Source organism: Saccharopolyspora sp. NPDC050642, from assembly GCF_040654735.1.
Classification (GTDB): domain Bacteria; phylum Actinomycetota; class Actinomycetes; order Mycobacteriales; family Pseudonocardiaceae; genus Saccharopolyspora; species Saccharopolyspora elongata.
The window spans coordinates 1-24,980 of sequence record NZ_JBFAIN010000055.1 but is presented as its reverse complement, the minus strand read 5'-3'; the positions used below and the strand labels follow the sequence as shown (position 1 = coordinate 24,980).

Sequence of the window (24,980 nt, the reverse complement as noted above, 5' to 3'; positions counted from 1 at the left end):
CCGGACACCGGCTGGCACGAGGACTACATGATCCTCGTCGGGACATACGGTCGGCATATGGAGATCATCAGACGCTGGCGATAACCGCGGTCTGGCTGGATGGGACCAGGCCGCGGCCCGCTGCCGCGGTTGCTCCGGCGGTACGACCGCCGGAGCGATGTCCGCATGCAGAAGGGAATCTCACATGTCGTCCTCGCGGAAGGTAGCGACGGTCGTCGCCGGCCTGGCCATCATGCTCGGTGCCGGTGGAGTCGCGTTCGCCAGCACCACGAACTCGCCGGCCGCCACTGACAGCAAGCCGACCACGGCGATCGAATGCCGGCCGGCCGAGGTGTTGCCGCCCGGCACGCCCACCGTGCCGGCGAAGCCGGTCGACGACGTGTCGACCGCGCCGCTGCCGCCCGGCGCCCCCGCCGTGCCGGCGAAGCCGATCGAATGCCGGCCGGCCGAGGTGTTGCCGCCCGGCACGCCCGGCGAGTCGGCGAAGCCGGTCGACGACGTGTCGACCCCGCCCATCGAGCTCGACGAGTAGGACAGCGGTCACGATGACCGCTTGAGGCAGATGTCCGACGACACGACTCGTGGGGCCAGGTGGACCTCGGCCCCACGAGCCGTGTCGTCGCTGCTGCTTGTCGTGTCGTGGTCGCCGTGGTTCTGGTGGGGCGCTGGAGCTTGGAATCGTAACTTTACCAACTGGATGGTAAAGTTACTCGCATGAGGCCGAGTTCTAAGAAAGCGATCCTCGAGGCCGCTCGGCGGGTTGCCGAGCGCAGTGGGATCGGCGGGTTGACCTTGGATGCCGCCGCCCAGGAGGCCGGATTGAGCAAGCCCGGGCTGATGTACCACTTCGCCACCAAGGAGCAGATGCGGGTGGCCGTGGCCGAGCACATCACCGCGGCCTGGGAGGAGGCGATGCTGGCCGAGTTGGGCAAACCCCTCGACGAGGCCACCGCTGCCGAGCGGGTGCGCGCCTACTGCCGCGTCGCCGTGGAACCGGCCGGCGGCAAGGCGGATCTGGCGATCTTCGTCGACTCCGCGCACGAGGAGGCCTGGCTCGCGCCGTGGCGCGCGATGCTGCGCCGGTGGCTGGACGAGCCCGCGCTCGCTCCGGACTCCCGGTCCGTCGACATGGCCGTGGCCCGGCTGGCCGCGGACGGGTTGTGGATGGCCGATGCGAGCGGGACCTCCGGCTACGACCAGGCCATGCGGGCCGCGGTCATCGACCGGATCGAACGGCTGGCGACCGGGACGGAGCAGGGGGGATGAACAGGTTGCTGATGCTGGGTGCCGCGATCGCGCTGGAGGTCGTCGGCACGTTGTCCCTGCGGGCGATGGGCGGGTTCGCGCACCCGTGGTGGCTGGTGCCCGTGGTGATCGGATACGTCGGTGCCTTCTACCTCGTGGCGAAGGTGCTGGCCACCGGCCTGCCGGTGGGGGCCGTTTACGGGATCTGGGCCGCTTCCGGTGTCGCGTTGACCGCGATCTTCGGGGCCATCATCTTCGGCGACCCGCTGACCTGGGTGATCGGGCTGGGCATCGTGCTGATCATCGGCGGGGTCCTGCTGGTCGAACTGGGTTCGCAGCGGGCCGAGCGCGCGCGGCACCAGGCCGGCGAGCCGCAAGGCGTGCTGAGCGCTTCGGGGGGTGAGTGATCATGTGGTTGTTGCTCGTCGGCGCCATCGGGCTGGAGACCGTCGCGACCCTGTCGATGAAGGCGTCGGAAGGCTTCACCAAGAAGGCCTGGATCGCGCCGGTCGTCCTGGGGTACGTCTGCGCGTTCGCGTTGCTCGGCGTCGTGCTGGGGCAAGGCATGCCGGTCGGGGTCGCCTACGGGATCTGGGCCGCGAGCGGTGTCGCGCTCACCGCGATCCTCGGCCGCGTCATCTTCCGCGACCCGCTGACGTGGGTCATGGCGGCCGGTGTCGCGCTCATCATCGGCGGCGTGCTGGTGGTCGAACTCGGTGCGCAGGCGGCGCACTGATCTCCCCGCAGCCGGGTTCCTCGAGGCTGAGTTCACCAAGCCTGGCCGAGCGCGCCGGATGCGACCGCAACACGCGTTCGGTTCGGGGGCGCACTACTGCCTCGGCGCGCCGCTTGCCAGGCTGGAGGGCGAGGTGTTCTTCGCGGCGGTCGGTCGGCGCCTGCCCGGGCTGGTCAGGGACGGCGAGGCGCCGCACCGGCGGCTGATGGCGTTGCGCGGCCTCGGCGAACTGCCGGTGCGGCTCGGCTGACTCCGCCGGCGCCACCGTTCGCGGCTGCTCGGCGCCGCTTGTGGTTTCGCCTCGTTCCGTGCGGAGGCCTGGGTGCTGAAACGCGACGCGGCTCCTCCCCGTTGGGAGGAGCCGCGCCGATGTTATTAACCGCTAGCGTCTGAGGATGCTCAGAGCGGGCGGACGCTGCTGGCCTGCGGGCCCTTCGGGCCCTGCGTGACCTCGAAGTTGACCTGCTGGTTCTCCTCCAGCGTGCGGAAGCCGCTGGAGTCGATCGCCGAGTAGTGGACGAACACGTCAGCGCCGCCGTCGTCGGGGGCGATGAAGCCGAAGCCCTTTTCGGCGTTGAACCACTTGACGGTTCCCTGTGCCATTTACTGTCTCCTCTGTGGAACTGAAGACGGACCGCCGCCGGTGCGGCAATCCGGGCCGTAGTTTCAGACGGCTACCACTTCAGCTGAACCAAAGGGAGAAGCTCGCCCGCAACTCGTCCTGCGAGCGTGCCGAGAACACGAACTCAGAATTCAATACGACCGAGGTCAGATTAGCACCTCCGGGGGCCGCTGTGTGCCCGGCGACCGACAGGTTCGGCGGATGGCTGGATGATGTGGGCGTGGATGCGAGTGGGCGGGACGAGCTGCTGGGGGCGGCCGGGGCGCTTGAGCGGCTTGCCGCCGTTTCGACCGGTGGTGATTGGCGGGTCGGGGGTTTGCTCGCGACCAGGCCGGATGTCGTTGCGGATCTCGGTGGCGGCTCGACCGAGCACGTCGCGGAGGCGCGGGCCGGGAGCGCTCGGTGGATCGCCGCTCTTTCGCCTGCCCTGGCCGGGCCCCTTGCCGCTTGGCTCCGGTCGGCCGCCCGGGCGGAACCCGTCGACGCCGAGGCCCTGGCGTTCGCCCGTGCTCTGGGGCGGCGACTTCCCGGATCATCGTCAACTCGTGGTTGACGACAACTGAACGTCAACCTATGGTTGACGCATGGACAAGGTGCAGGTTTCCAACCACGTTTCGCTGGACGCGTTGATCCAGGCCATCAAGAAGGCGCACCCCGACGCCCTCGACCAGCTCTCCGATGCCGTCATCGCCGCCGATCACCTCGGGGAGGTCGCCGATCACCTGATCGGGCACTTCGTCGACCAGGCCCGGCGGTCCGGTGCTTCCTGGACCGAGATCGGCAAGAGCATGGGCGTCTCGAAGCAGGCCGCCCAGAAGCGGTTCGTGCCGAAGGCCGACGCCGGCCTCGACATGAGCCAGGGATTCGCCCGGTTCACCGACCGGGCGCGGAATGTCGTGGTGCTGTCGCAGGCCGAGGCCCGCACCTCGGGCAGCGTCGAGATCAGGCCCGAGCACCTGGTGCTGGGGCTGCTGGGCGAGCCGAACGGGCTCGGCGCGAAGGCGATCGCCGCTCAGGGCGTGTCGCCGGACACCATCCGGGAGTCCGTGGCCGAGGCGCTGCCGCCTGCCGCCGACGAAGTGCCGCCTCTCATCCCGTTCGACGCCGCGGCGAAGAAGGTGCTGGAGCTGACCTTCCGGGAGGCGCTGCGGCTGGGGCACAACTACGTCGGCACCGAGCACATCCTGCTCGCGCTGTTGGAGAACGAGGACGGCACCGGTTTGCTCTCCGGGCTGGGCATCGGGAAAGCCGCTGCCGAAGCCAACATCACCGCTGCGCTCGACGCGATCGTGGCCGCCCGGGAGGAGTGAGCCACCTGGCGGCGGAGCCCGTTGGCCTGCGGGGATGCCAACGGGCCCCGCAACCGCGCCCGCCGGTTTCGCCTCGCCCGCGGCCGGGCAACCGCTGATGATGGCAGTCGGGTGCCGGTGAAGGGATCGATCATGGGTGGCGAGGAATCCGCGGTGGGTCGGGCTCGGTTGACCGAGGAGATCCGCACGTTGCGCGCGCGGCGGCGGCAGTTGGTCGACGAGCTGAGGCAGGGCGACGAGTCCGGGGACCGGGGCGACGCCGCGCAGGAGTTGCAGGGCGGTGACGAGCTCGTCGCGATCGACGACCGCATCGCGGAACTGGAAGGAATACTCGCCGGCGGGCCGTCCGACGTCCGGGGCCTGGCGGCCGGTACCGAGGTGACCTTGCGGTTGCCCGACGGCGCGACGCAGGCCTACCGCGTCGTGGCGATCCCGGAGGAGATCCCCGACGGCGAGGAGGACACCACGTTCACCTCCGACAGCCCGCTGGGCCTGGCGGTGGCCGGGAGTCGCCCGGGGGAGAAGGTCAGCTTCCCGACGCCGGAAGGCAAGACGAGCGTCGAGGTCGTCAGCATCCGGCCGCCGGGCTGAGCGAATCCACAGTGGATGGAAGGGTGCCTCCCGCCCGGGCGGGAGGCACCCTTCCGCCGCTCACGACGCGGCGACGACCTCGGCGGTTTCCAGCGACCTGAGCAGTTCGGCCTGGCGCCGGCGGTAGGTCTCGACGTTCGCCAGCTTGATCTCCTCGTAGCCGCGGACGACGTCCGGCAGCTCGGCCAGCTCCAGGACCGCCGGGTGGTCCGGCGTCGCCAGGGCCTTGGTGATCGCCGTCCGGTACTCGCCGACCAGTTCCCGCTCGACGCGGCGGACCTCGGCGTAGCCGAACGGGTCCAGGCGGGTGCCGCGGACCTTCCGCGCCGCGCGCAGAACCCGCAGCACGTTGCCGAACCAGGGGCCGAGGCTGATCTTCCGCTTCATGCCGAGCGCGCGGAGCACCGGCGGGTGCAGGCGGAACGCGAACCGGGAGCCCGCGCCGAACTGGGCTTCGATGTCGGCCCGCAGCCGCTCGTCGAGCGAGAGGCGGGCGACCTCGTACTCGTCCTTGTAGGCCATCAGCTTGTAGAGGTTGCGGGCCACCGCCTCGGTCACCGCGTCCTCCCCGCGGCCGCGCACCTCCTCGACGAATTCCGCGTAGGCGCGCGCGTAGTTCTCGTCGTGGTAGTCGACGAGGTCGGGAATCCGGATGTCCAGCAGCCGCGCCAGTTCCGAGCCCTCCGCGGCCTTGACCAGCGCCCGCACCCGCCGTGCCGCCGGGCCGGGCTCGCGGGGCGCCGCCGGCGGCGGGGTGATCTCGGCCTGCAGCGCGTCCGGGTCCGCGATCGCCTGGCGGCCGCGGCGGAAAGCCTGGATGTTGGCCGCCACAGCCGTCCCGTTGAGCTCGATCGCGCGCTCGATGCTCTCGGCCGACAGCTGCAGCGAACCCGCCTGGTAGGCCGCACCGAGCTGCAGGATGTTGGCGAACTGGTCGTCGTCGAACAGCTGCTCGGCGAGGCCGCGCGCATCCAGGTAGAACGCCCGCGCGGTGGCGTCGTCGAGGGTTGCGCGGATGCCGGACTGCACCGGGAACGAGACGGCGGTGTCCACGACCATCCGGCCGGTCGGGACCTCGGTGGTGGACACCACCGCCGTCGTCCGCTCCGCGTCGGCCGCCGCGAGGTGCACCGGGTCGGCCGCCACCAGCAAGTCGCAACCCAGGTACAGGTCGCATTCGCCGGCGGCCAGCTTCGGCGCCTGCGCAACGGGTTCCGCGGTGATCTTGAGGTCGGAGACCACCGCGCCGCCCTTCTGCGCGAGGCCGATCTGGTCGAGCGTGCGGACCTGCCGGCCGTCGATCACCGCCGCCGTCGCGAGGATCTGCGTGACCGTGACGACTCCGGTGCCGCCGATGCCGGTGATGCGGACGGTGAAGTCGCCGGTCCCGCGCTCGGGCTCGGGCAGCTCACCGGCGCTGACCTCGCTGATCTCGCGGCGCACCGTGCGGCCGCTGGGCACCACGGTCAGGAACGACGGGCAGTCGCCGGCCAGGCAGGAGTAGTCGACGTTGCACGAGGACTGGTGGATCTGCGTCTTGCGGCCGAACTCGGTCGACACCGGCTGCACCGAGAGGCAGTTGGACTTGGCGCCGCAATCCCCGCAGCCCTCGCAGACCCGCTCGTTGATCAGCACCTTCTCCGGCGGCGTCGGCTGCTTGCCGCGGCGGCGCTTGCGGCGCTTCTCGGCCGCGCACTCCTGGTCGTGGACCAGCACCGTCACGCCGGGGACGGCGGCCAGTTCTTCTTGCGCCCGCAGCAGATCGTCGCGGTGCCGGACCTCGACGCCGCGGGGCAGCTTGCCGGTCAGCCGCTTCGGCGCGTCGCTGGTGACGATCACCTTGGCGACGCCTTCCAGCAGCAGGACCTCGGTCAGCCGCGCCAGCGGCAGAGCGCCGACCGCGTCCTGACCGCCGGTCATCGCCACGGCCGAGTTGTGCAGCAGCTTGTAGGTGATGTTGACCCCGGCGGCGACCGCCGCGCGCACGGCGAGGCTGCCGGAGTGCGTGAAGGTGCCGTCGCCGATGTTCTGCACGAAGTGCTCGGTGCCGACGAACGGGGCCATGCCGATCCACTGGGCGCCCTCGCCGCCCATCTGCGTGATGCCGACGACGTCGCCGACCTGGTCGGCGTCCATGAACAGCGCCATCGTGTGGCAGCCGATACCGGCGCCCACCACCGTCCCGTCCGGCACCTTCGTCGACGAGTTGTGCGGGCAGCCCGAGCAGAAGTACGGCGTGCGCGCCAGCAGCGGGACGGCGATGCGCTCGCGGCGGCGGCGCTGCCGCCAGGCGTTGACCGGCTCGATCTCGCCGTGCGCGGTCAGCCGGCCGGCCAGGCCCTTGGCGATGCGGTCCGGGTCGAGCTCGCCGAGCTCGGTGAACAGCGTCCCGCCGTCCGGCCCCTTCTTGCCGTGGACGGCCGGGGCGTCGGGCTGGCCGTAGAGGACCTCCTTGATGGCCGTTTCGAGGAACGAGCGCTTCTCCTCGACCACGACGATCTCGGTCAACCCGGTCGCGAAGTCCCGGATGAGCTGCGGGTCGAGCGGGTAGATCGCGCCGAGCTTGAGCAGCCGGATCCCGTAGGCAGCCAGCTCCGCTTCGCCGAGGCCGAGCGCCCGCAGCGCCTGCCGGATGTCCAAATAGGACTTACCGGCCGCCACGATGCCGATCCGGTCCGCCGGGCCCGAGCGCACCACCCGGTTGACTCCGCTGCGCCGGAGGTATTCCACCGCCAGCGGCAGGCGCCGGTTGTGCAGGCTGTGCTCCAGCCCGGCGAGCTCGGCGCCGAGCAGGCGCGCGCTGGGGCGGTGCGAGTACGGCTTGAGCTCGGCCGGGATCTCGGGCGCGGCCCAGTCCGGCGTCACGACCGCCGTGCCGGCCGCGTCCGCGACGTTGGCGACCACCTTGATCGACGTCCACAACCCGCTGGCCCGCGACAGCTCCACCGCGTGCAGCCCGAAGTCGAGCAGGTCCTGCGAGTCCGCCGGGAAGAACACCGGCATCGCCAGGTCCGCGAGCGCCGCCTCCGAGGCCGCCGGAACCGTCGAGGACTTCGCGTTCGGATCGTCGCCGATCAGCGCGACCGCGCCGCCGCGCGGATTCGTGCCCGCGAGGTTGGCGTGGCGCAGCGCGTCGCTGGCCCGGTCCAGGCCCGGCGCCTTGCCGTACCAGACGCCGACGACGCCGTCCGGGCGCTGCGTGCCGAGCCCCTCGGTGAGCTGGCTGCCCATCACCGACGTCGCGGCCAGCTCTTCGTTCAGGCCCGGCCGGTGGACCACGTCGTGGTCGGCGAGCAGCTTCGCGCGGCGAGCTAGCTCCAGGTCGAACCCGGCCAGGGGCGAACCCTCGTAGCCGGAGACGAACGCAGCGGTGCGCATTTCGTGGCGGCGGTCGTGCCGGATCCGGTCGAACAACAATCGCACCAGGGCCTGCACCCCGGTCACGTAGACGGTCCCCGACTCCTGGAGGTAGCGGTCGTCCAGGGTGAAGGCGGCCATGTCGAACTCCCTCGCTCGGGCACGCGGATCGTGATCGCCGACACTTCAGCGGATGTGCGGTGTGGCGCACAACACCGAGACCAGAAACTGCGGGAACCACGCAAACTTCGGTGGTGCAGATGCCGTCGGACGCCCGAATTTTGCGTAACATCGCGGTCCATGGCCGACCCGACGCTCGATGCGACAGATCACGAAATCCTGGCTCTGCTGCGCGAGGACGCGCGGCGGACGCTGTCGGACATCGCCGGCCGGGTGACGCTGTCGACGGCCGCCGTGAAGCGGCGGATCGACCGGCTGGAGGAGGCCGGCGTGATCCGCGGGTACACCGTGCAGGTGGATCACGCGAAGCTCGGCTGGGCCGTCGAGGCGTTCATCGAGCTGCGGTTCCTGGGCACCAGCGGCGTGGACGAGATCATCCAGACGACGACCCGGATGCCCGAGGCGCAGGCGGTGTTCACGATCGCGGGCGACCCGGATGCGCTGGTGTGGCTGCGGGTCCGGGACATGGCGCACCTGCAGCGCACCATCGACGAGATCCGCCGGAGCCACCGGGTCACCAGCACCAAGACCCTGATCGCGCTGGACTCCTGGCAACGAGGCCGCCGCTGATCGGAACGTCTCCCCGCGGGTCACCCGTGCGCACTTTTGGTTGCCATAGCGACGCGAAGTACGCACGGCCCACGTGACCAGGTGGCACGGCTTCGGGGCGCCGACTTCCGCCGGAATCCGGGTTCGGCGAGACAAACGGGCGTGGACCGCACATCCTGATCACATGGTCGGGGATCTTGAGCTGGCCGCCGTGCCGGCGTTGCTGCCCACCGGTCCGCCGGGCGTCGAGATCCGGCTGGACGGGCTCGTCGTCGGCGACCTGGAGCTGCGGATCTGCCACGGCTGCCGGGTCGCGGTCGTGGAGTACATCCGCATCGACCGGCGCTGCCGGCGGCGGGGCCTGGCGACGCTCGCGATCGACCTCCTGCGGCGCACCTGGCCGGACTACCGGTGGAGCACCGCGCCGATCGAACGCAGCACCGAGGCGCTGGGCTTCTGGCACTCCCTCGACTGGCCCGGCCCGCTCGGCGAACCCGACGAGTGCCCCCACCTGCTCGCCTGAGCCGTCAGCCGGCCACCGCCGGCGGCCGGGTCAGGTCGTGGTGGGTGGCCCCGTGCGCGTCCTCGCCGATGGTGCGCTCGGCGAGGCTCCAGCGGAGCTCGTCGCGGTGGTGGCGTCCGGCTTGGCGGAGCAGCTGGTCCAGGCGCCGCTGCGCGTCGTCGAAACCGGTGTGCAGCGAGATGTGCCGCCGTTGCCCGTCGAACAGCGGGATCCGCGTTCCCTCGCCATCCACCACGAGCACCCACACCGCCGCCGCGGCCCGGTCGGCGTGCATCCGGGCGCGGATCTCGGTGGTGCTGCCGGGCGCGGCGCCGAGGTGCTCGACGACGTCCGTCACCGAGGCCGCCAGGCCGAGGCGGCAGAGGTGCCGCGCCACCTGGAAGTCCGAGGCGCGCAGCCCTTCCGCGAGCGCCGGCAGGAACGTTCGCCGCCGCCAGCCCGCGATGAGCTCGCGCTCGTCGGTCGCGGCCCAGTACCGCCGCTCCTCGGCGGCGTAGTTCCGCAGCGCGACGGCGCGCCAGTCGTAGTCGGGCTCTTCGGCGAGCTTCGCGCGCAGCCAGTCCTCCCTGGCCCGCGCGCCCCGCACGGCATCGCCGGGGATCAGGTACCTGAGCCGGCCTTCGACGGCGCGCACGCTGCGCTGCAACTCCGCGGCGATGTCGGCCAGGTCGTCGCCCTGCCGCAACGCTTCGATCAACTGGGCGTAGTCGCTGTCGAACCAGTACTCGTGCTCGCGACCACCCGCCTGCGGTAATTCGCTCATGTTTTCGAATCTAGCCAGCGCGTGGCGCGTCGAGTAAGGCCCAACCGTGCGACGCGATGCCGCTGATCAGGCGGTTCTGCGCTGCGCCCACGGGGAGCGGAAGCGGATCAGGAAGCCGAGCAGCACCAGGCCCAGCAGCAGCGCGCCGCCATCGGTGATGACCGACGGCATCACCCCGGCGACCCCGAACTCCTCGACAGAGGCCTGGAAGACCTCCGGCGGGATCGCCACCACGCCCGCGGCCTGCGTCAGGTTCACCGCCAGCACCGCCCAGAAGACCCAGGTCCGGCCCCGCAGGGCGAGCAGGCCGATGGCGTTGCCGAGGATGTAGAGGCAGCCGACGGTGCGGAAGCCGAGCAGGAATCCGGGTGCGCTTTCGGTGGCCTGCTCGGCCGTCATTCCGGCCAGTTGCATGGTGCGTTCGAGCATCGCGAGGTCGACGATGACGAAGTTCTGCAGTGCTGTGCCGATGGTGAACACCACCGCGCAGATGGCGGTGGTGACCTGCAACGGACGGGTCCACCCGGTGGGCGCGTATTTCCGCGCTGGCGTTGCGGTGTGCATGGAAGTCCCTGTCACTGGCGGGGCTTTCTTCGGTCGCCAGCCATGCTCGTGCCGCAGCCGCCCCGCAACATCCGGGCGATTCCCCGAGCCTGGCTCGGGAATTCCCTGACGGGGCCCGGGGCCGTCACATGACGGTGCCGATGTGCCAGGGGACGAACTCCTCCTCGCCGTAGCCGAGGTCTTCGCTCTTGGTGTGCTCGCCGGAGGCGACGCGCAGCACGTGGTCGAAGATCTGCTCGCCGAGCTCCTCGACGGTGGTCCCGCCGTCGATGATGCTGCCCGCGTTGATGTCCATGTCCTCGCTCATGTGCTCGTAGAGCGGGGTGTTGGTGGCGAGCTTGAGGCTCGGGACGGGGGAGCAGCCGAACGCCGATCCGCGGCCGGTGGTGAAGCAGACGACGTTGGCGCCGCCCGCCACGATCCCGGTCACCGACACCGGGTCGTAGCCGGGCGTGTCCATGAACACGAAGCCCTTGCTGGTGACGGGGGCGGCGTAGTCGACGACGTCGCGCAGCGTCGTGGTGCCGCCCTTCGCGACTGCGCCCAGCGACTTCTCCAGGATGGTCGTCAGGCCGCCCGCCTTGTTGCCGGGGGAGGGGTTGTTGTCCATCGAACCGCCGTTCTTGGCGGTGTAGTCCTGCCACCAGGCGATCTTGTCCAGGAGCTTCTCGCCGACCTCGCGGCTGGCGGCGCGGCGGGCGAGCATGTGCTCGGTGCCGTAGATCTCGGGTGTTTCGCCGACGATGCCGGTGCCGCCGTGCGCGACGAGCCGGTCGACCGCCGCGCCGAGCGCGGGGTTGGCGGTGATGCCGGAGTAGGAGTCCGAACCGCCGCAGTTGGTGCCGAGGACGAGCTCGCTGGCCGGGACCGCGGTGCGCTCGACCTTGTCGACCTCGGGCAGCAGCTCGGTGAGCCGGCCGACGCCCGCGCGGACGGTCTTGGTGGTGCCGCCGAGTTCCTGGATGGTGGCGGTGACGACCGGCAGGCCGCTGCGCAGCTCGACGTCCTCGGTGAGCTTGACGATCTGGTTGTCCTCGCAGCCGAGGCCGAGGACGAGGAAGCCCGCGAAGTTCGGGTGCGTGAGGTAGCCGCGCATGACGCGCCGCAGCACGTCGATGCCCTCGCCGTCGGGGGCCATGCCGCAGCCGGTGCCGTGGGTGAGCGCGACGACGCCGTCGACGTTCGGGAAGTCGTCCAGCACGCCGGAGAACCGCATCTGCTGGGCGATGAGCTTCGCCGCGGTCGCCGAGCAGTTGACGCTGGTGAGCACGCCGAGGTAGTTGCGGGTGCCGACCTTGCCGTCGGAGCGGACGTAGCCCTGGAAGGTGGCGCGCTGGTCCGCGGGCAGGAGCTGTTCGGGCTGGGCGTCGACGGCGAACTCGTAGGCCCGCTCGAACTCGCGGTATTCGAGGTTGTGCAGGTGGATGTGCTCCCCGGCGGCGATGTCCCGGCCCGCGAAGCCGATCACCTGGCCGTACCGGCGCACCGCGCTGCCCGCCGCGATGTCGTGCACCGCCACCTTGTGCCCGCGCGGCACGTCCGCGCGCAGCACGACCGCGCCGCCGCCGACCCTGGTTTCGGTGCCCGCGCCCAGGTCGGCGCCGGCGATGGCGACGTCGTCCTCGTCGCGCAGGTGGATGAGGGTCGGAATGTTCGGCATGCCCGCTCCATGTCTGGTATTTCGAACACCGGTTGATATACCGTATTTGCGGCTCGCGTTCGGTGTCAACGGCACGGGATCCGCGCCCGTTCCGCCGGAAATCCCGGATCTGCGCCTTGACCTCCGGCGCGGTCGAATTGCCAGGCTTGGGGCATGAGCGAGAACGAGCACGACGAATGGCAGATCGGGACTGTCGACGTCGGCGCCTACCTGGACCGGCTCGGGCACCCGCGGGTGGAGCCGTCGGCGGCGGCGCTGCGGTCGCTGCACGAGGCGCACGTGCGCGCCATCCCGTTCGAGAACATCGACGTGATCCTCGGGCAGCACCCCGGGGTCGCGTTGCCCGACATCAACGACAAGCTCGTCCGGCGCGGCCGCGGCGGCTACTGCTACGAGCACGCGCTGCTGTTCGCGGCGGTGCTGGAGAACCTGGGGTTCGACGTGGAGCGCCGGATGGCGCGGACCCGGCCGCGGCAGTTCGGCTTCCGGACCCACGCGATGCTCCGGGTTCGCGTCGACGGCACCGATCACCTGGCCGACGTGGGCTTCGGCGCGAACCTGTTCACGCCGATGCCGTTCGAGGACGGGGCGTTGGTCGACCAGGCCGGCTGGAAGCACCGCCTGGTCCGCGAGGGTGCACTGTGGACGCTGGAGATCGAGACCGCGGAAGGCTGGGAAGCGCTGCACTCCTCCGACGAGATGCCGCAGCACTTCAGCGACTACGAGGTGGCGCACCACTTCATCTCGACGCATCCCCGGTCGCCGTTCGGTCGCAAGCTGGTCGTCATGCGGCTGGACCGGGGGATCAGCCGCCGCCTGGTCGGCGACGAGCTCACGGTGGAGCGTCCCGGCGGCGATGTGGAGGTCACCAAGATCTCCGTCGACCAGCTGGAACCCGTCCTGCGCGACCTCGACGTGCGGCTGAGCGACGCCGAGTTCGACGCGCTCCGGGCACGGCACGGGTCCACTGCGGACAACGAGAGTTGACTTCGAGTAATGTCGAGGTTTCAGGATGGTCCCGCAAGGCAGTCATCCTGAAGGGAAAGCGAAAATGTCCGAAGACCTGTTGCGACTGGGCATCATCGTCGGCAGTACCAGGGAGGGTCGCTTCGCCGGGACGGTGGCCGGTTGGTTCGCCGGCCTGGCGAAGCAGCACCCGGAACTGGACGTCGACGTCATCGACCTGGCCGAGCTCGAACTCCCCGCGGTGCACCCGGCCGGCCTCACCCCGCAGCTGACGGCGTACGCCGGCCGGCTGGCCGCCGCGGACGCATTCGTCGTGATCACCCCCGAGTACAACCACGGCTACCCGGCATCGCTGAAGTACGCCATCGACACCGCCAACGCCGAGTGGCAGACCAAGCCGGTCGGATTCGTCTCCTACGGCGGGATTTCCGGCGGCCTGCGGGCGGTCGAGCAGCTCCGCCAGGTCTTCGCCGAGCTGCATGCCGTGACCGTCCGCGAAACCGTGAGCTTCCACGGCGTCTACGAGTGCTTCGACGAGTCCGGCAACCCCAAGGACGAGATGGGCCCGGCCGGCGCGGCGAAGCTGATGCTGGACCAGGTCGTCTGGTGGGCGCGCGCGACGAAGGAAGCCCGGGATCGGCGTCCGTACCGCTGATCGGCCCCTTGTCGTGGCTGCCGGGGCGCGCGAAGCTACCCGGCAGCGGACGGCTGCCGTCGTGGAGGGGCGATGTGGTGGTTGCGCGTGTTCGGAACCCTGGTCACCGTCCTGGCGGTCGTGCTCGGCGGGTTGGCCCTGCAACCCACCGGAACGCTGACGGTGCCGATCGCCGAGCCGGCCCCGCCGCCACCGCCCGAGCCCCCACCGCCGCCTCCGCCGGCCGGGCCGCCGGTGCTCGCGGTCAAGGTGGACAACTCGCCGCCGGCCCGCCCGCCGACCGGGATCGGCGCGGCCGACGTGGTCTTCGTCGAACCGGTCGAGGCGGGAATCAGCAGGCTGATAGCGGTTTTCGCGTCCAGCCTGCCGCCGGTGGTGGGTCCGGTGCGCAGCGCCCGGCAGACCGACCTGCGCCTGCTGCCCCAGTTCGGGCATCCGACGCTGGCGTTCTCCGGCGCGGCACCGGAACTCCTGCCGGAGATCGGGCGGGCGCCGGTGAACGACGCCTCGCAGGCGAGCGTTCCCGGTGCGTACTTCCGGGGGCCGGGCCAGGCGCCGCACAACCTCTTCGTGCGCCCGGCCCGGCTTCCGGTGGGAGCGGGTTGGTCGCCGAACGCCCGGCTGCTGTTCGGCGCGGCCCCTCCCGGCGGCGTGCCTGCGGACCGGGAGGAGGTCGCATACCGGGCCGCGCGCGTGAGTTTCACCTGGTCGCCGGGTGATCGGCGATGGCTGGTGTCGATGGACGGCCGCCCGTACTCGGCCGCCGACAGCGGCCGGCTCGGCGCGAGCACGGTGGTGCTCCAGGAAGTCCCCGTGTCCGCCTCGCCGTTCCGCGATGTGGTGGGGAACGTGTCGCCGTTCGCGGAAACCATCGGGGAGGGGCGCGCGCTGGTGCTCCGCGACGGCCTTTCGTTCGAGGCCCGCTGGTCCCGGCCGATCCCCGAGGTGGGCACCGCCTACACCACGCCGGCGGGCGAGCCGATCCCGTTCGCGCCCGGCCAGGTCTGGATCGTCCTGGTCCCCGTCTGAGCAAGTAATTCCTGACTGATCAGCAGGCGCTGGTGAGGAAGCGCTCGTCTTGACAAAAAAATTTGTCAATGGGACGGTGTTGACATGCACGATGTGGCGGTGATCGACGATCCGGGGGCGGCCGAGGTCTCGCTGGACCCGGTGCGCGCCCGGCTGCTCGCCGAACTGGCCGAACCCGGCTCGGCGACCACGCTCGCGCAGAAGGTCGGGTTGACCCGGCAGAAGGTCAACTACCACCTGCGCGAGCTGGAGCGGCATGGGTTGGTCGAGCTGGTCGAGGAGCGGCGCAAGGGCAACTTCACCGAGCGCGTGCTGCGGGCGACCGCGGTCTCGTACGTGATCTCGCCGAGCGTCCTGGCGGCGGTCGAGCCCGATCCCGCGCGGTCCCGCGACCGTCTGTCCGCGCGCTGGCTGCTCGCGGTGGCCGCGCGGCTGGTGCGCGACGTGGGCGAGCTGATCGCGGGCGCGGCAAAGGCCCGCAAGCGGCTCGCGACGTTCGCCATCGACGGCGAGGTCCGGTTCGCCTCCGCGGCCGACCGCGCCGCGTTCGCCGAGGAGCTGTCCGGGGCGGTGACATCGCTGATCTCGAAGTACCACGACGAGTCCGCGGCCGAGGGGCGGGCGCACCGGATCGTGGTCGCTGTGCATCCGACGGTCCGACGAGAAGGGAAGAGTTGATCATGTTCGTTCCGGTTACCAGCATCCTGGTCGACGACCAGGACAAGGCCTTGGCGTTCTACACCGACGTGCTGGGCTTCGTGAAGAAGACCGACATCCCGGCCGGCGACGCCAAGTGGCTGACCGTCGTCTCGCCCGACGCGCCGGACGGCGTCGAGCTGCTGCTCGAACCGGACGGCAACCCCGGGATCCAGATCGACGGCAAGCCGGCCGGGCAGGTGTACAAGAAGACGCTCTACGACGCGGGCATCCCGTTCACCATGCTCGGCAGCACGGACCTGGAGAAGGACTGCGCGCGGATGAAGGAACTCGGGGTCGAGTTCACCCAGGAGCCGACGAAGACCGATTTCGGCGTGCAGGCGGTGTTCGACGACACCTGCGGCAACCTCATCATCCTCGTCCAGCAGGGCTGATCGCGGTGGACGAGCGCCGGCGGCTGGCGAAGGAGATCGAACTCGCCGCCACCCCGGAACAGGTCTGGCAGGCGATCTCCACCCCGGAGGGCATGTCGGTCTGGTTCGTGCCGCACGAGCACGCGGGCGAGGAGATCGAGGCGGACTTCGGCGGCGGCAACACCCAGGCAGGCCAGGTGCTGGAGCGGGAGCCGGGCAGGCGGGTCGTGTACGGCGCGCCCGGCCCGGACGGCGAACCCTCGTTGACGATCGAGTTCCTGGTCGAGGGCAGGGCGGGCGGCACCACCGTGCTCCGGCTCGTCCAAAGTGGATTCTTCGGCGGCGACGACTGGGAGGCCGAGTACGACGGCTTCGGCAAGGGCTGGGACTTGTTCCTGCACAACCTCGCCGAGTACTTCCGGCACTTCCCCGGGCTGCCGGTGGCCAACGTGGTCGCCACCGGGTTCACCGACCGGCCCGGAAAAGCGGTGTGGGCGGACCTGATCGCGCGGCTCGGCGCGGATCCGGCGCTCGGCGAACAGGTGCGCCTCACCCCGGAAGGGCTCGAACCCATCGAGGGCGTGGTGGACCTGCGCGACGAGTCGCTGCTCGGCATCCGCACCGAGCACGGCCTCTACCGCTTCATGGCCGACGATCTGCACCACATGGTGAGCACGACCCAGTACTTCTACGGCGTCGCGGTGGACCGCGAGTCCCGCAGCGCCGCCTGGCAGTCCTGGCTCGACCGCATCACCGGGCGATGAAGTCCGCCTTCGGCCGGCCAGGCCGTGGGTCTTCCGGGCCGCAACGGCGACCGGAAGACCCACGGCTCTCGCGCGCGGATCAGGCGAATTCGAGCAGCGCGTGGACCGGCAGGTGGTCGGACGGGAAGTAGCCGTTGCTGCGGTAGGTGTTGATCGCGGCCTGCAACACCCGGAATCGCCCGTTGTGCAGCAGCCAGTCGATCCGCTCCTTGCCCTCGACCGGTTCCTTGTAGGCGCCGAAGGTGCCCCACGCCGGGGTGAGCCGCTCGGCGGCCGTCGCCCAGCTGTCGGCCAGCCCGCCGCCGGTCAGGATCTTGAAGGACTCCGACGTCTCGGCGGGCGTGTTGAAGTCGCCGGTGAGCACGACCGGCAGCGCGGCGTCGAAACCGGCGATCCGGTCGCGCACCAGCTGCGCGCTGCGACGGCGCGATTCCTCCGACTGGTGGTCGAAGTGCGTGTTGACGTGGACGAACTCGCGGCCGGTCCGGCGGTCCAGGAAGCGCACCCAGGTGACCATCCGGACCACGTTGTTGCCCCAGCTCTTCGAGCCGATCACGTTCGGCGTGTCGGAGAGCCAGAAGTGGTCGTAGTCCAGCGGCTCGACCCGGCGGGTGTCGAAGTAGATCGACATGTACTCGCCGCGGCCGCCGCCTTCGCGGCCCAGCCCGATCCAGTCGTAGTGCCGCGGGAGGTCCGCCCGGACCTCCTTCACCTGGCTGTACAAGGCTTCCTGCACGCCGAGCAGAGTGGGCTGCTCGGTGTTGAGCAGCTCGGCGAGGATCGGGCGGCGGGTGGTCCAGGCGTCGGGGTTCGGCGGCGCGGCCTTGGTGTCGAGGCGGATGTTGAAGGTCATCACGTGCAGCCGATCGCCGCGCGCGGGCCCGATCAGCGCCTCGCCGCCCGGTTGCGCGACGGCCTGACCGCCGGTGCCGAGCACGCCGGCGACCGCCGCGACTCCGGCCATGCCGAGAACTCCTCGTCGGGTAACACCAGACACTGCTGCCTCCTTGATCGTCTGATCGAGATCCTCGCCGCCGATCGGCCGGGAATGGTTGACCGGAAGGCGAACATTGCCGGAATTCCGCGGCAAGTTGCGGGTGTGACCAGGTCGGCGATCGCCGCCTGCTGTCGGTGACCGTGGCTAGGCTCGTGCTCATGAGCGATCGCCGCCTGCTGCTGGTTCACGCGCACCCCGATGACGAATCCACCGCCACCGGCGCCACGATGGCCCGGTACCTCGCGGAGGGCGCATCGGTTTCGCTGGTGACCTGCACCAGCGGGGAGCTCGGCGAGGTGATCGTCGACGATCTCGCGCATCTGCGCGGAGAACCCGATGCGCTGGGCGAGCACCGGCGCGGGGAGATCCGCGCGGCGCTGGCGGAGTACGGCGACGTCCGGCACCACTGGCTCGGCGGCCCGGGTCGCTGGCGGGACAGCGGCATGGCGGGCGAGGCGGGCAACGACGCGGACGGTTCCTTCGCCAAGGCCGATCCCGCGGACGTCACCCGCGCGATGGTCGAGATCCTGCGCGCGGAGCGGCCCCAGGTGGTGATCACCTACGACGAGTTCGGCGGCTACGGCCACCCCGACCACATCGGCGCGCACCGCGCGGTGATGACCTCCATCGAGCCGGCGGCCGACCCGGACTACGCGCCGGAGCTCGGCGAGCCGTGGCAGGTGTCGAAGGTGTACTGGACGACGCTGCCGCGTTCGATCCTCAAGCAGGTCGAGGAGGCCGGCGTCGAGGGCTTCGAGCCGTACACGGTGCCCGACGAGGAGCTCACGGCGATGGTCGACGGTCGCGACTTCCACGCGATCAAGACCGCCGCACTGCGGCACTACCGCAGCCAGGTCAACCTGGACGACGGCGGGTTCTTCGCCCAGCTGGTGTCGCGCCCGGAGTTCGCGATGGAGCACTACCTGCTGGTCCGCGGCGAACGAGGCCCCGGATCCGGCACCTACGACTGGGAATCCGACCTCTTCGCAGGCCTCGCCTGACGAGGCGCCCCCCAGCACCGGCAACCCCGAAGGCGCCCGATTTCAGGCGAAATCAGGCGCCCTTCGGGAAGCCCGGCACCGCTGGTGCCGAGAACTCCCCGATTTCAGGCGAAATCGGGGACTCCCGACCTGTCGAGGTTCGACGAAGTTCCCGATTTCAGGCGGAATCGGGCGTCACCGGGGAGTGTGGCGCTGCTGGTCCGGGATCGGGGCCGGGTGCGCGGGCCAGGGGCCGAGGTCCGGCAGCGGGCCGAGCGGCGAGCGCTCCGGCGTCCGGCCCGCGAGCCAGGCCGCGAGGTCGCGGGCCCGGCCGCTGATCTCGGGACGGCCGTCGGCGTCGCCGGTCGTCCACCGGCGCGGGCCGTCGGCCTGCCGCAGGACGACGCCCGCCGGCAACCTCGGAATCAGGAAATCGACCGCGTGGCAGGAGAATTCGTCGCTCCACTCCTGCGGGCCGATGCCCAGGTCGAGATCCACCAGGTGGATCCACACCTCCCGCCAGCGCATGTGCACGAGCCCGCCCAGGTCGCCGTTGCGGAACCGCACCGGGCGCGCCCAGTCTTCGGCGGTGGCCTGCGACCACACCGCTTCCAGCGCGGCGGAGTGCCGGGCGATGGCGGACCGGTGTTCGTCGGCGCTGCTCGCGGCGAGGCCTTCGATGATCGCGTCGCGTTCGGCCTGCCCGCCGTCGTAGGCGTCGACCAGCTCGCCGCGCAACGCGAGCTCGGAGACCCGCGCGAACGCTCGGGCGTTGTCGGTCAGGTGGGCCAGCACGTGGCCCCGGCTCCACCCGGGGAGCAGCGACGGCGCGGCGACTTGATCATCGGTCAGCGCGGCGAGCGCTTCGCGGAGTCGACGATGGCCCTGCGCGACAGCGTGCAACGGAGGCATCACGCGCCAGGATCCTAGACCCGTCCCGCCGCGGGGCGCAGTCAGTGCGAGTTGTAGGTCTTGTACGCCTCGACGAGCTGCGTCTCGGCCTCGTCGAAGTACTCGTCGAGCCGGTCGGCCGCCGCTTCCATCGAGCCGCCGGTGATCAGGTCCGCGATCGTCCGGTTGAGCGCCAGGTAGGGCTCGTAGAACTCCTGCGGGTGCGACATCACGTGGAACGCGAGGCGCAGCTCGGCCAGCAGCTGTCCCATCGTCTCGTTCACCCGCGGGCTGGCGGCCATCGCCGCCAGCGCTTCGTGGAAGCGCATGTTCGCGGTGCCGACGTCGCTCCACCGCTCGTCCTCGGCCGCCCGCTCGCCATCGGTCACCGCCCGGTCCACGGCCGCCACCAGCTCGGGCGCCGCGGCGCCGGCCCGGCGCACCGCGCTGGTCTCCAGCAGCCTGCGGATCCGGTACAGGTCGATCACGTCGTCGGCGCTGAGCACCCGGACGAACACGCCGCGGTGGAACTCGTGCACCAGCAGCCGCTCGTGCACCAGCAGCCGGAACGCCTCGCGCAGCGTGTTGCGGGAGACCGCCAGCGCCTTGCCCGCGGTTTCCTCGGAAAGCCGGGTGCCCGGGGCGAGCGCGCCGTCGATGATGCGCTGCCGCAGCACGTCGGCGACTCGTTCGGCCGTGCTGGTGCGGTCCAACAGCGATCGGTCGGCCGTGAGCAGTTCCGCCCACGGGTCCGCGGTGGTCAATCGAGCTCCCAACGACGTGCCCGGCAGTTGATCTGAGTGTAACGAGACAGCTTCGAACGAGGTATTGCAGAATTGTTCAACAATTCACTATCTTGACCGGAACTGCCGCTCAGCGGCCCGAACGCGAGACCCCCTGTCACCGGCGAACGGCCGGTGTTCTGAGTTGATCGGAGGTGCCATGGCTCAGACGACCACGGCCGACGGCAAGTCGTCGACGGCGAGGCGCAGCACCCTGCTGGGCGCGGTCTTCCTGATGGCCACCAGCGCCATCGGCCCCGGCTTCATCACCCAGACGACGCAGTTCACCATCCAGCTCGGTGCGGCCTTCGCCTTCGCCATCCTGGTGTCGATCCTGGTCGACATCGCGGTGCAGCTGAACGTGTGGCGGGTCATCGGCGTGTCCGGCATGCGGGCGCAGGACCTGGGCAACCGCGTGGTGCCCGGCCTCGGCTACGTGATGGCCGCGCTGGTGGTCTTCGGCGGGCTGGTGTTCAACGTCGGCAACATCGCCGGCACCTCGCTCGGCCTCGACGCGCTGTTCGGGCTCGACGCCAAGATCGGCGGCACCCTCTCGGCCGTCATCGCCATCGGGATCTTCCTGAGCAAGAAGGCCGGGGTGGCGATGGATCGCATCGTCGTGGTCCTCGGCGTGGTCATGATCCTGCTGACCGCGTTCGTCGCCTTCTCCTCCCACCCGCCCGTCGGCCAGGCCCTGGTCCAGGCGGTGTGGCCGTCGGAGGTCGACTTCCTGTCCATCACCACCCTGATCGGCGGCACCGTCGGCGGCTACATCACCTACGCGGGCGCGCACCGCCTGGTCGACGCCGGCGTGACCGGTCCGGAGCGGATCGTCGACGTCAGCCGCAGCTCCGTCGTCTCGCTGCTGGTGACCGGCGTGATGCGGCTGGTGCTTTTCCTCGCGGTGCTCGGCGTCGTGGCCGGCGGCGTCACGCTGGCCTCGTCGAACCCGACCGCGGAGGCCTTCCAGCACGCGGCCGGCGAGGTCGGCCTGCGGCTGTTCGGGATGATCCTCTGGGCCGCCAGCATCACCTCGGTCGTCGGCGCCGCCTACACCTCGGTGTCGTTCCTGGTCACCTTCTCGCCGAAGCTGGCCCGCGCCCGCAACTGGATGGTTGTCGCGTTCGTGGCGGTGTCGGCGGTGGTGTTCCTGCTGCTGGACCAGGCGCCGACGACGCTGCTGGTGCTGGCCGGCGCGCTCAACGGCCTGATCCTGCCGGTCGGCTTCGGCGTGCTGATGTTCGTGGCGGCCAAGCGGCGGGACCTGCTCGGCGGATACCGGTACCCGCGTTGGCTGCTGGTCGTGGGTGTGCTCGCCTGGTTGCTGACCTTGTACCTGGGATTCAACTCGCTCGGCGGCATCGCCGCGCTGTGGAAGTGAGGTGGGCATGGACCTCAATTCGGACCTCGCGGAGGGTTTCGGCCGCTGGGAGCTCAGCGACGACGAGGCGCTGCTGCGGATCGTCACCAGCGCGAACGTCGCCTGCGGCTACCACGCCGGGGACGCCACGGTGATCCGCCATGCCGTCGAGCAGGCCGCGAAGCTGGACGTCGTGGTCGGCGCCCAGGTCAGCTATCGGGACCTGGCCGGGTTCGGCCGCCGGTTCATCGACGTGCCGCCGGTGGAGCTGGCCAACGACGTGATCTACCAGATCGGCGCGCTGGCCGGGTTCGCCCGCGTCGCGGGCACCGAGGTCGGCTACGTCAAGCCGCACGGTGCGCTCTACAACGCGATCGTGCACCACGCCGACCAGGCGGCCGCCGTGGTCGACGCGGTGCGTGCCTACGACCCGTCGCTGGCGGTGCTCGGGCTGCCCGGCTCCGAGTGGCTGGCCCGGGCCGAGCGGGCCGGGCTGCAGGTGTTCCGCGAGGCCTTCGCCGACCGCGCGTACACGCCAGAGGGCACCCTGGTGTCGCGCCGCGAACCCGGCGCCGTGCTGCACGATCCGGACGTCATCGCGGACCGCTGCGTGCGGCTGGCCGCAGGCGAGCCGATCAAGGCGATCGACGGCTCCGACATCAAGATCGACGCCGATTCGATCTGCGTGCACGGCGACAGCCCGGGCGCGGTGGCCATCGCCGAGGCGGTGCGGGACCGGCTGGTGGCCGGAGGAGTGACGTTGGCGCCGTTCGTCGCGCGAGGTCTGTGATGCGATTCCTGCGGTGCGCCGATTCGGGGCTGCTCATCGAGCTGGCCGATCTCGAAGCCGTGCAGGCGCTGTTCGCCGTCCTCGCCGAGAACCCGCCGGAGGGCGTCACGGACCTGGTCCCGGCGGCCCGGACACTGCTGCTGCACCTGGATCCGCAGCGCGCCGACATCGGCGCGGTCGAGGCGGCGGTGCGTGCGGCCGAGCCCCGCGACGGCTCGCGCGCCAGCGGTGAGCTGGTGGAGGTGCCGGTGGTCTACGACGGCGCCGACCTCGCGGAAGTCGCGTCGCTGACAGGTCTGACCGAGCGCGAAGTGGTGCGCCGGCACACGAGCGCGGAGTGGATGGTCGCCTTCGGCGGGTTCGCGCCCGGTTTCGGCTACCTCTCCGGTGGCCCGGTGGAGCTGGTGGTGCCGCGCCGCACCGAGTCGCGGACCAAGGTGCCGCCGGGATCGGTCGGCCTCGCGGGCGCGTTCAGCGGCATCTACCCGCGCGAATCGCCCGGCGGCTGGCAGCTGATCGGGCGCACCGACCTGGAGATCTGGCGGGTCGACCGAAATCCGCCCGCGCTGCTGCGGCCCGGCGTGCGGGTGCGCTTCCTGGAGGTCGCATGAGCTGCCTGGAAATCCTGGCCACGGGCCCGCTCGCGACGATCCAGGACCTCGGGCGACCGGGCCTGGCCGGCATCGGCGTCGGCCGCTCTGGCGCGGCCGACGCCGGTTCCTTCCGGCTGGCCAACAGGCTGGTCGGCAACGACGAGAGCGCCGCGGCCATCGAGGTCACGTTCGGCGGGCTCGCGGTCCGCGCGACCCGCGACCTCACGGCCGCGGTGACCGGTGCGCCCTGTCCGATCACTGTGGACGGTCGCGGCGCGGCGGTGAACTCGGTGCTGTGGATCCCGGCCGGCGCCGAGCTGCGGATGGGCGTGCCCGGTTGCGGGCTCCGCAGCTACCTCGCGGTGCGCGGCGGAGTCGCCGTCCCGCCGGTGCTCGGCTCGCGCGCCACCGATGTCCTCGCCGGGCTCGGGCCGCAGCCGCTGGCTGGCGGCGCGGTGCTGCCGGTCGGCCCGCCGCCCGACCGGTTCCCGCAGGTGGACGTCGCACCGGTGGCGGTGTGCCCGGCCGACGAGATCGTGCTGAGCGTGGCGCCAGGACCGCGTCACGACTGGTTCGTCGACGACGCCCTGACCACCCTGGTCAGCAAGCCGTACGAGGTCACCGCCGACAGCAACCGGATCGGCATGCGGCTGGACGGCCCGGCGCTGGACCGGAGCCGCACCGAGGAACTGCCCAGCGAGGGCATGGTCGCCGGCGCGCTGCAGGTGCCGCCGTCGGCGCGGCCCACGCTGTTCCTCGCCGACCACCCGGTGACGGGCGGCTACCCGGTGATCGCCGTGGTCGCCGCCGCCGACCTCGACGCAGCCGCCCAGGCGCGTCCCGGGCAGCGGATTCGCTTCCGCTTGAAAAAGGGTTTCCGGACCCGTCCTTCGTAGCGGTGCGGGGCGGAACCTCGGACTGGACTGCGGGATCTCCGTCCGGTACGCGGCCCTCGACGGGTGGGCAGGTCTCGAGGACTTGCAAAGCGCCTCCGGCGCTTCACAAATGAACAACGGGCGGAGTTTCACTGCTCGAGTAGGGAGAATTCGATGACGCAGCCGCAGGCGATGTCGCCGGACCAGGCCCGCGCGGAGTTCCGCGCCGGCCTGCGCGTGCCCACCTCGGGTTACAGCGCGGGCTGGACGCAAGCGAACCTCATCTCGCTGCCCCGCGAGTACGCCTACGACTTCCTGCTGTTCGCGCAGCGGAATCCGCGCTCGTGCCCGGTGCTCGACGTGACCGAGCCGGGCGAGACCAGCATGTCGATCTTCGCCGGCGACCTGCGCACCGACCTGCCCGCGTACACCGTCTACCGGGACGGCGAGCTGGCGGAGGAGCGCGCCGAGGTCACCGACCTGTGGCGGGACGACCTGGTGTCGTTCCTGATCGGCTGCAGCTTCACCTTCGAGGCGGCGTTGCTGGAGGCCGAGGTCCCGGTGCGCCACATCGAGGCGGGCAGCAACGTCCCGATGTACCGGACGAACCGGGAATGCCGCCCGGCAGGCCGGTTGGCCGGGCCGCTGGTGGTGTCGATGCGGCCGGTGCCCGCGGAACTGGTGTCCACCGCGGTCCGCGTGACCTCCCGCTACCCGGCGGTGCACGGCGCCCCGGTGCACATCGGCGCGCCGGAAGCGTTGGGGATCAAGGACATCGACCGGCCCGACTTCGGCGACGCGGTGGAGATCCGGCCCGGCGAGATCCCGGTGTTCTGGGCCTGCGGGGTGACGCCGCAGGCGGCCGTGATGCGGTCCAGGCCGCCGTTCGCCATCGGCCACGCGCCCGGCTACATGGCGATCACCGACGCCCGGGACAGCCGCTTCCTGGTCCCGTGACCGCCGCCTCCCGGATCGGGTGAAATCGCCGCTTTCGCGCGAAACCGGCGCTCCGCACGCGTGGCGGGCGCCGGTTTGCACGGCGGTGTTCGCCAGCGCTTCGCCGTCGAAGCCGACCTCGGTCGGCCGGGCCCGCCGGCCGCGGTGCAGGTCGATGGCGACGTTGTGGGC

At 71.0% G+C, this 24,980-nt stretch carries 28 protein-coding genes and 1 pseudogene; 21 read left to right on the top strand and 8 right to left on the bottom strand.

Annotation, left to right across the window (positions count from 1 at the left end; genetic code table 11):
• Positions 1-184 precede the first annotated feature (184 nt).
• The 5 genes from AB0H93_RS41085 (at position 185) to AB0H93_RS41065 (ending at position 2,231) form a co-directional block, all read left to right on the top strand.
• Positions 185-532 (top strand): hypothetical protein, encoded by a 348-nt coding sequence (locus AB0H93_RS41085; RefSeq protein WP_358581600.1) that lies wholly within the window; start codon positions 185-187, stop codon positions 530-532.
• 182 nt (positions 533-714) lie between these two features.
• A complete protein-coding gene (locus AB0H93_RS41080) occupies positions 715-1,266 on the top strand; it encodes a TetR family transcriptional regulator (RefSeq protein WP_358581597.1) in 552 nt (183 codons plus the stop codon).
• Positions 1,263-1,652: a multidrug efflux SMR transporter gene (locus AB0H93_RS41075; protein ID WP_358581594.1), complete on the top strand. Its 390-nt coding sequence runs from the start codon at positions 1,263-1,265 to the stop codon at positions 1,650-1,652. Before AB0H93_RS41080 ends, AB0H93_RS41075 begins: the two co-directional genes overlap by 4 nt.
• A gap of 2 nt (positions 1,653-1,654) precedes the next feature.
• Positions 1,655-1,981: a multidrug efflux SMR transporter gene (locus tag AB0H93_RS41070; RefSeq protein WP_358581591.1), complete on the top strand. Its 327-nt coding sequence runs from the start codon at positions 1,655-1,657 to the stop codon at positions 1,979-1,981.
• Between the two features lie 58 nt (positions 1,982-2,039).
• Positions 2,040-2,231, top strand: coding sequence for a hypothetical protein (locus AB0H93_RS41065; protein ID WP_358581588.1), 192 nt, complete (start codon positions 2,040-2,042; stop codon positions 2,229-2,231).
• Positions 2,232-2,380: 149 nt separating this feature from the next.
• On the opposite strand, the gene AB0H93_RS41060 is transcribed toward AB0H93_RS41065, so the two are convergent.
• Positions 2,381-2,584 (bottom strand): cold-shock protein, encoded by a 204-nt coding sequence (locus tag AB0H93_RS41060; RefSeq protein WP_093273004.1) that lies wholly within the window; start codon positions 2,582-2,584, stop codon positions 2,381-2,383.
• Between the two features lie 603 nt (positions 2,585-3,187).
• Between AB0H93_RS41060 and AB0H93_RS41055 the strand changes: the two genes are divergently transcribed.
• Positions 3,188-3,913, top strand: a complete 726-nt coding sequence (locus AB0H93_RS41055) for a Clp protease N-terminal domain-containing protein (protein ID WP_358581585.1) — start codon at positions 3,188-3,190, stop codon at positions 3,911-3,913.
• A 132-nt stretch (positions 3,914-4,045) separates the two neighbouring features.
• Positions 4,046-4,504, top strand: a complete 459-nt coding sequence (locus AB0H93_RS41050) for a GreA/GreB family elongation factor (RefSeq protein ID WP_358581582.1) — start codon at positions 4,046-4,048, stop codon at positions 4,502-4,504.
• Positions 4,505-4,564: 60 nt separating this feature from the next.
• On the opposite strand, the pseudogene AB0H93_RS41045 reads toward AB0H93_RS41050, so the two are convergent.
• A pseudogene (locus AB0H93_RS41045) lies at positions 4,565-8,011 on the bottom strand (indolepyruvate ferredoxin oxidoreductase family protein); the annotation flags it as partial.
• Between the two features lie 150 nt (positions 8,012-8,161).
• On the opposite strand from AB0H93_RS41045, the gene AB0H93_RS41040 reads away from it, so the two are divergent.
• On the top strand, positions 8,162-8,611 hold the full coding sequence (locus AB0H93_RS41040) for an Lrp/AsnC family transcriptional regulator (RefSeq protein WP_358581579.1): 450 nt from the start codon (positions 8,162-8,164) through the stop codon (positions 8,609-8,611).
• Positions 8,612-8,774: 163 nt separating this feature from the next.
• The gene (locus AB0H93_RS41035; RefSeq protein ID WP_358581576.1) at positions 8,775-9,113 is read left to right on the top strand and encodes a hypothetical protein; all 339 of its coding nucleotides are present in this window, start codon (positions 8,775-8,777) and stop codon (positions 9,111-9,113) included.
• 4 nt (positions 9,114-9,117) lie between these two features.
• Here the strand turns inward: AB0H93_RS41035 and AB0H93_RS41030 are convergent, their stop codons facing one another.
• From AB0H93_RS41030 to AB0H93_RS41020, 3 genes are all read right to left on the bottom strand, one after another.
• A complete protein-coding gene (locus AB0H93_RS41030; RefSeq protein ID WP_358581573.1) occupies positions 9,118-9,876 on the bottom strand; it encodes a hypothetical protein in 759 nt (252 codons plus the stop codon).
• A gap of 66 nt (positions 9,877-9,942) precedes the next feature.
• Positions 9,943-10,386, bottom strand: coding sequence for a hypothetical protein (locus AB0H93_RS41025; RefSeq protein WP_358581570.1), 444 nt, complete (start codon positions 10,384-10,386; stop codon positions 9,943-9,945).
• A gap of 178 nt (positions 10,387-10,564) precedes the next feature.
• Positions 10,565-12,100, bottom strand: a complete 1,536-nt coding sequence (locus AB0H93_RS41020) for an altronate dehydratase family protein (protein ID WP_358581567.1) — start codon at positions 12,098-12,100, stop codon at positions 10,565-10,567.
• A gap of 153 nt (positions 12,101-12,253) precedes the next feature.
• Here AB0H93_RS41020 and AB0H93_RS41015 point away from each other — a divergent pair, with 153 nt between their 5' ends.
• The 6 genes from AB0H93_RS41015 (at position 12,254) to AB0H93_RS40990 (ending at position 16,584) form a co-directional block, all read left to right on the top strand.
• The gene (locus AB0H93_RS41015; protein WP_358581564.1) at positions 12,254-13,087 is read left to right on the top strand and encodes an arylamine N-acetyltransferase; all 834 of its coding nucleotides are present in this window, start codon (positions 12,254-12,256) and stop codon (positions 13,085-13,087) included.
• A 64-nt stretch (positions 13,088-13,151) separates the two neighbouring features.
• The gene (locus AB0H93_RS41010; protein ID WP_358581561.1) at positions 13,152-13,721 is read left to right on the top strand and encodes an NAD(P)H-dependent oxidoreductase; all 570 of its coding nucleotides are present in this window, start codon (positions 13,152-13,154) and stop codon (positions 13,719-13,721) included.
• Between the two features lie 72 nt (positions 13,722-13,793).
• Positions 13,794-14,750, top strand: coding sequence for a DUF3048 domain-containing protein (locus AB0H93_RS41005; protein ID WP_358581558.1), 957 nt, complete (start codon positions 13,794-13,796; stop codon positions 14,748-14,750).
• Between the two features lie 84 nt (positions 14,751-14,834).
• The gene (locus AB0H93_RS41000) at positions 14,835-15,428 is read left to right on the top strand and encodes a helix-turn-helix domain-containing protein (RefSeq protein WP_358581555.1); all 594 of its coding nucleotides are present in this window, start codon (positions 14,835-14,837) and stop codon (positions 15,426-15,428) included.
• Positions 15,428-15,841 carry a VOC family protein gene (locus AB0H93_RS40995; protein WP_358581656.1) on the top strand — a complete coding sequence of 138 codons (414 nt, stop codon included), beginning with the start codon at positions 15,428-15,430 and terminating at the stop codon, positions 15,839-15,841. Before AB0H93_RS41000 ends, AB0H93_RS40995 begins: the two co-directional genes overlap by 1 nt.
• 5 nt (positions 15,842-15,846) lie before the next feature.
• The gene (locus AB0H93_RS40990; protein WP_358581552.1) at positions 15,847-16,584 is read left to right on the top strand and encodes an SRPBCC domain-containing protein; all 738 of its coding nucleotides are present in this window, start codon (positions 15,847-15,849) and stop codon (positions 16,582-16,584) included.
• A gap of 79 nt (positions 16,585-16,663) precedes the next feature.
• Here the strand turns inward: AB0H93_RS40990 and AB0H93_RS40985 are convergent, their stop codons facing one another.
• Positions 16,664-17,596 carry an endonuclease/exonuclease/phosphatase family protein gene (locus AB0H93_RS40985; protein ID WP_358581653.1) on the bottom strand — a complete coding sequence of 311 codons (933 nt, stop codon included), beginning with the start codon at positions 17,594-17,596 and terminating at the stop codon, positions 16,664-16,666.
• Positions 17,597-17,757: 161 nt separating this feature from the next.
• Here AB0H93_RS40985 and mshB point away from each other — a divergent pair, with 161 nt between their 5' ends.
• Complete coding sequence (gene mshB / locus AB0H93_RS40980; protein WP_358581650.1) at positions 17,758-18,582, top strand: N-acetyl-1-D-myo-inositol-2-amino-2-deoxy-alpha-D-glucopyranoside deacetylase; 825 nt, start codon at positions 17,758-17,760, stop codon at positions 18,580-18,582.
• A 174-nt stretch (positions 18,583-18,756) separates the two neighbouring features.
• On the opposite strand, the gene AB0H93_RS40975 is transcribed toward mshB, so the two are convergent.
• A complete protein-coding gene (locus AB0H93_RS40975) occupies positions 18,757-19,473 on the bottom strand; it encodes a maleylpyruvate isomerase family mycothiol-dependent enzyme (protein WP_358581648.1) in 717 nt (238 codons plus the stop codon).
• Positions 19,474-19,514: 41 nt separating this feature from the next.
• Complete coding sequence (locus AB0H93_RS40970; protein ID WP_358581550.1) at positions 19,515-20,216, bottom strand: GntR family transcriptional regulator; 702 nt, start codon at positions 20,214-20,216, stop codon at positions 19,515-19,517.
• A 178-nt stretch (positions 20,217-20,394) separates the two neighbouring features.
• Here AB0H93_RS40970 and AB0H93_RS40965 point away from each other — a divergent pair, with 178 nt between their 5' ends.
• The 5 genes from AB0H93_RS40965 (at position 20,395) to AB0H93_RS40945 (ending at position 24,809) form a co-directional block, all read left to right on the top strand.
• Positions 20,395-21,615 carry an NRAMP family divalent metal transporter gene (locus tag AB0H93_RS40965; protein WP_358581547.1) on the top strand — a complete coding sequence of 407 codons (1,221 nt, stop codon included), beginning with the start codon at positions 20,395-20,397 and terminating at the stop codon, positions 21,613-21,615.
• Between the two features lie 7 nt (positions 21,616-21,622).
• Complete coding sequence (locus AB0H93_RS40960) at positions 21,623-22,384, top strand: 5-oxoprolinase subunit PxpA (protein ID WP_358581544.1); 762 nt, start codon at positions 21,623-21,625, stop codon at positions 22,382-22,384.
• Positions 22,384-22,995, top strand: coding sequence for an allophanate hydrolase subunit 1 (locus AB0H93_RS40955; protein WP_358581541.1), 612 nt, complete (start codon positions 22,384-22,386; stop codon positions 22,993-22,995). The genes AB0H93_RS40960 and AB0H93_RS40955 overlap by 1 nt, the downstream gene beginning before the upstream one ends.
• Positions 22,992-23,873 carry a biotin-dependent carboxyltransferase family protein gene (locus tag AB0H93_RS40950; RefSeq protein ID WP_358581538.1) on the top strand — a complete coding sequence of 294 codons (882 nt, stop codon included), beginning with the start codon at positions 22,992-22,994 and terminating at the stop codon, positions 23,871-23,873. Before AB0H93_RS40955 ends, AB0H93_RS40950 begins: the two co-directional genes overlap by 4 nt.
• Positions 23,874-24,026: 153 nt before the next feature.
• On the top strand, positions 24,027-24,809 hold the full coding sequence (locus AB0H93_RS40945; RefSeq protein ID WP_132488082.1) for a putative hydro-lyase: 783 nt from the start codon (positions 24,027-24,029) through the stop codon (positions 24,807-24,809).
• Positions 24,810-24,980: the final 171 nt, after the last annotated feature.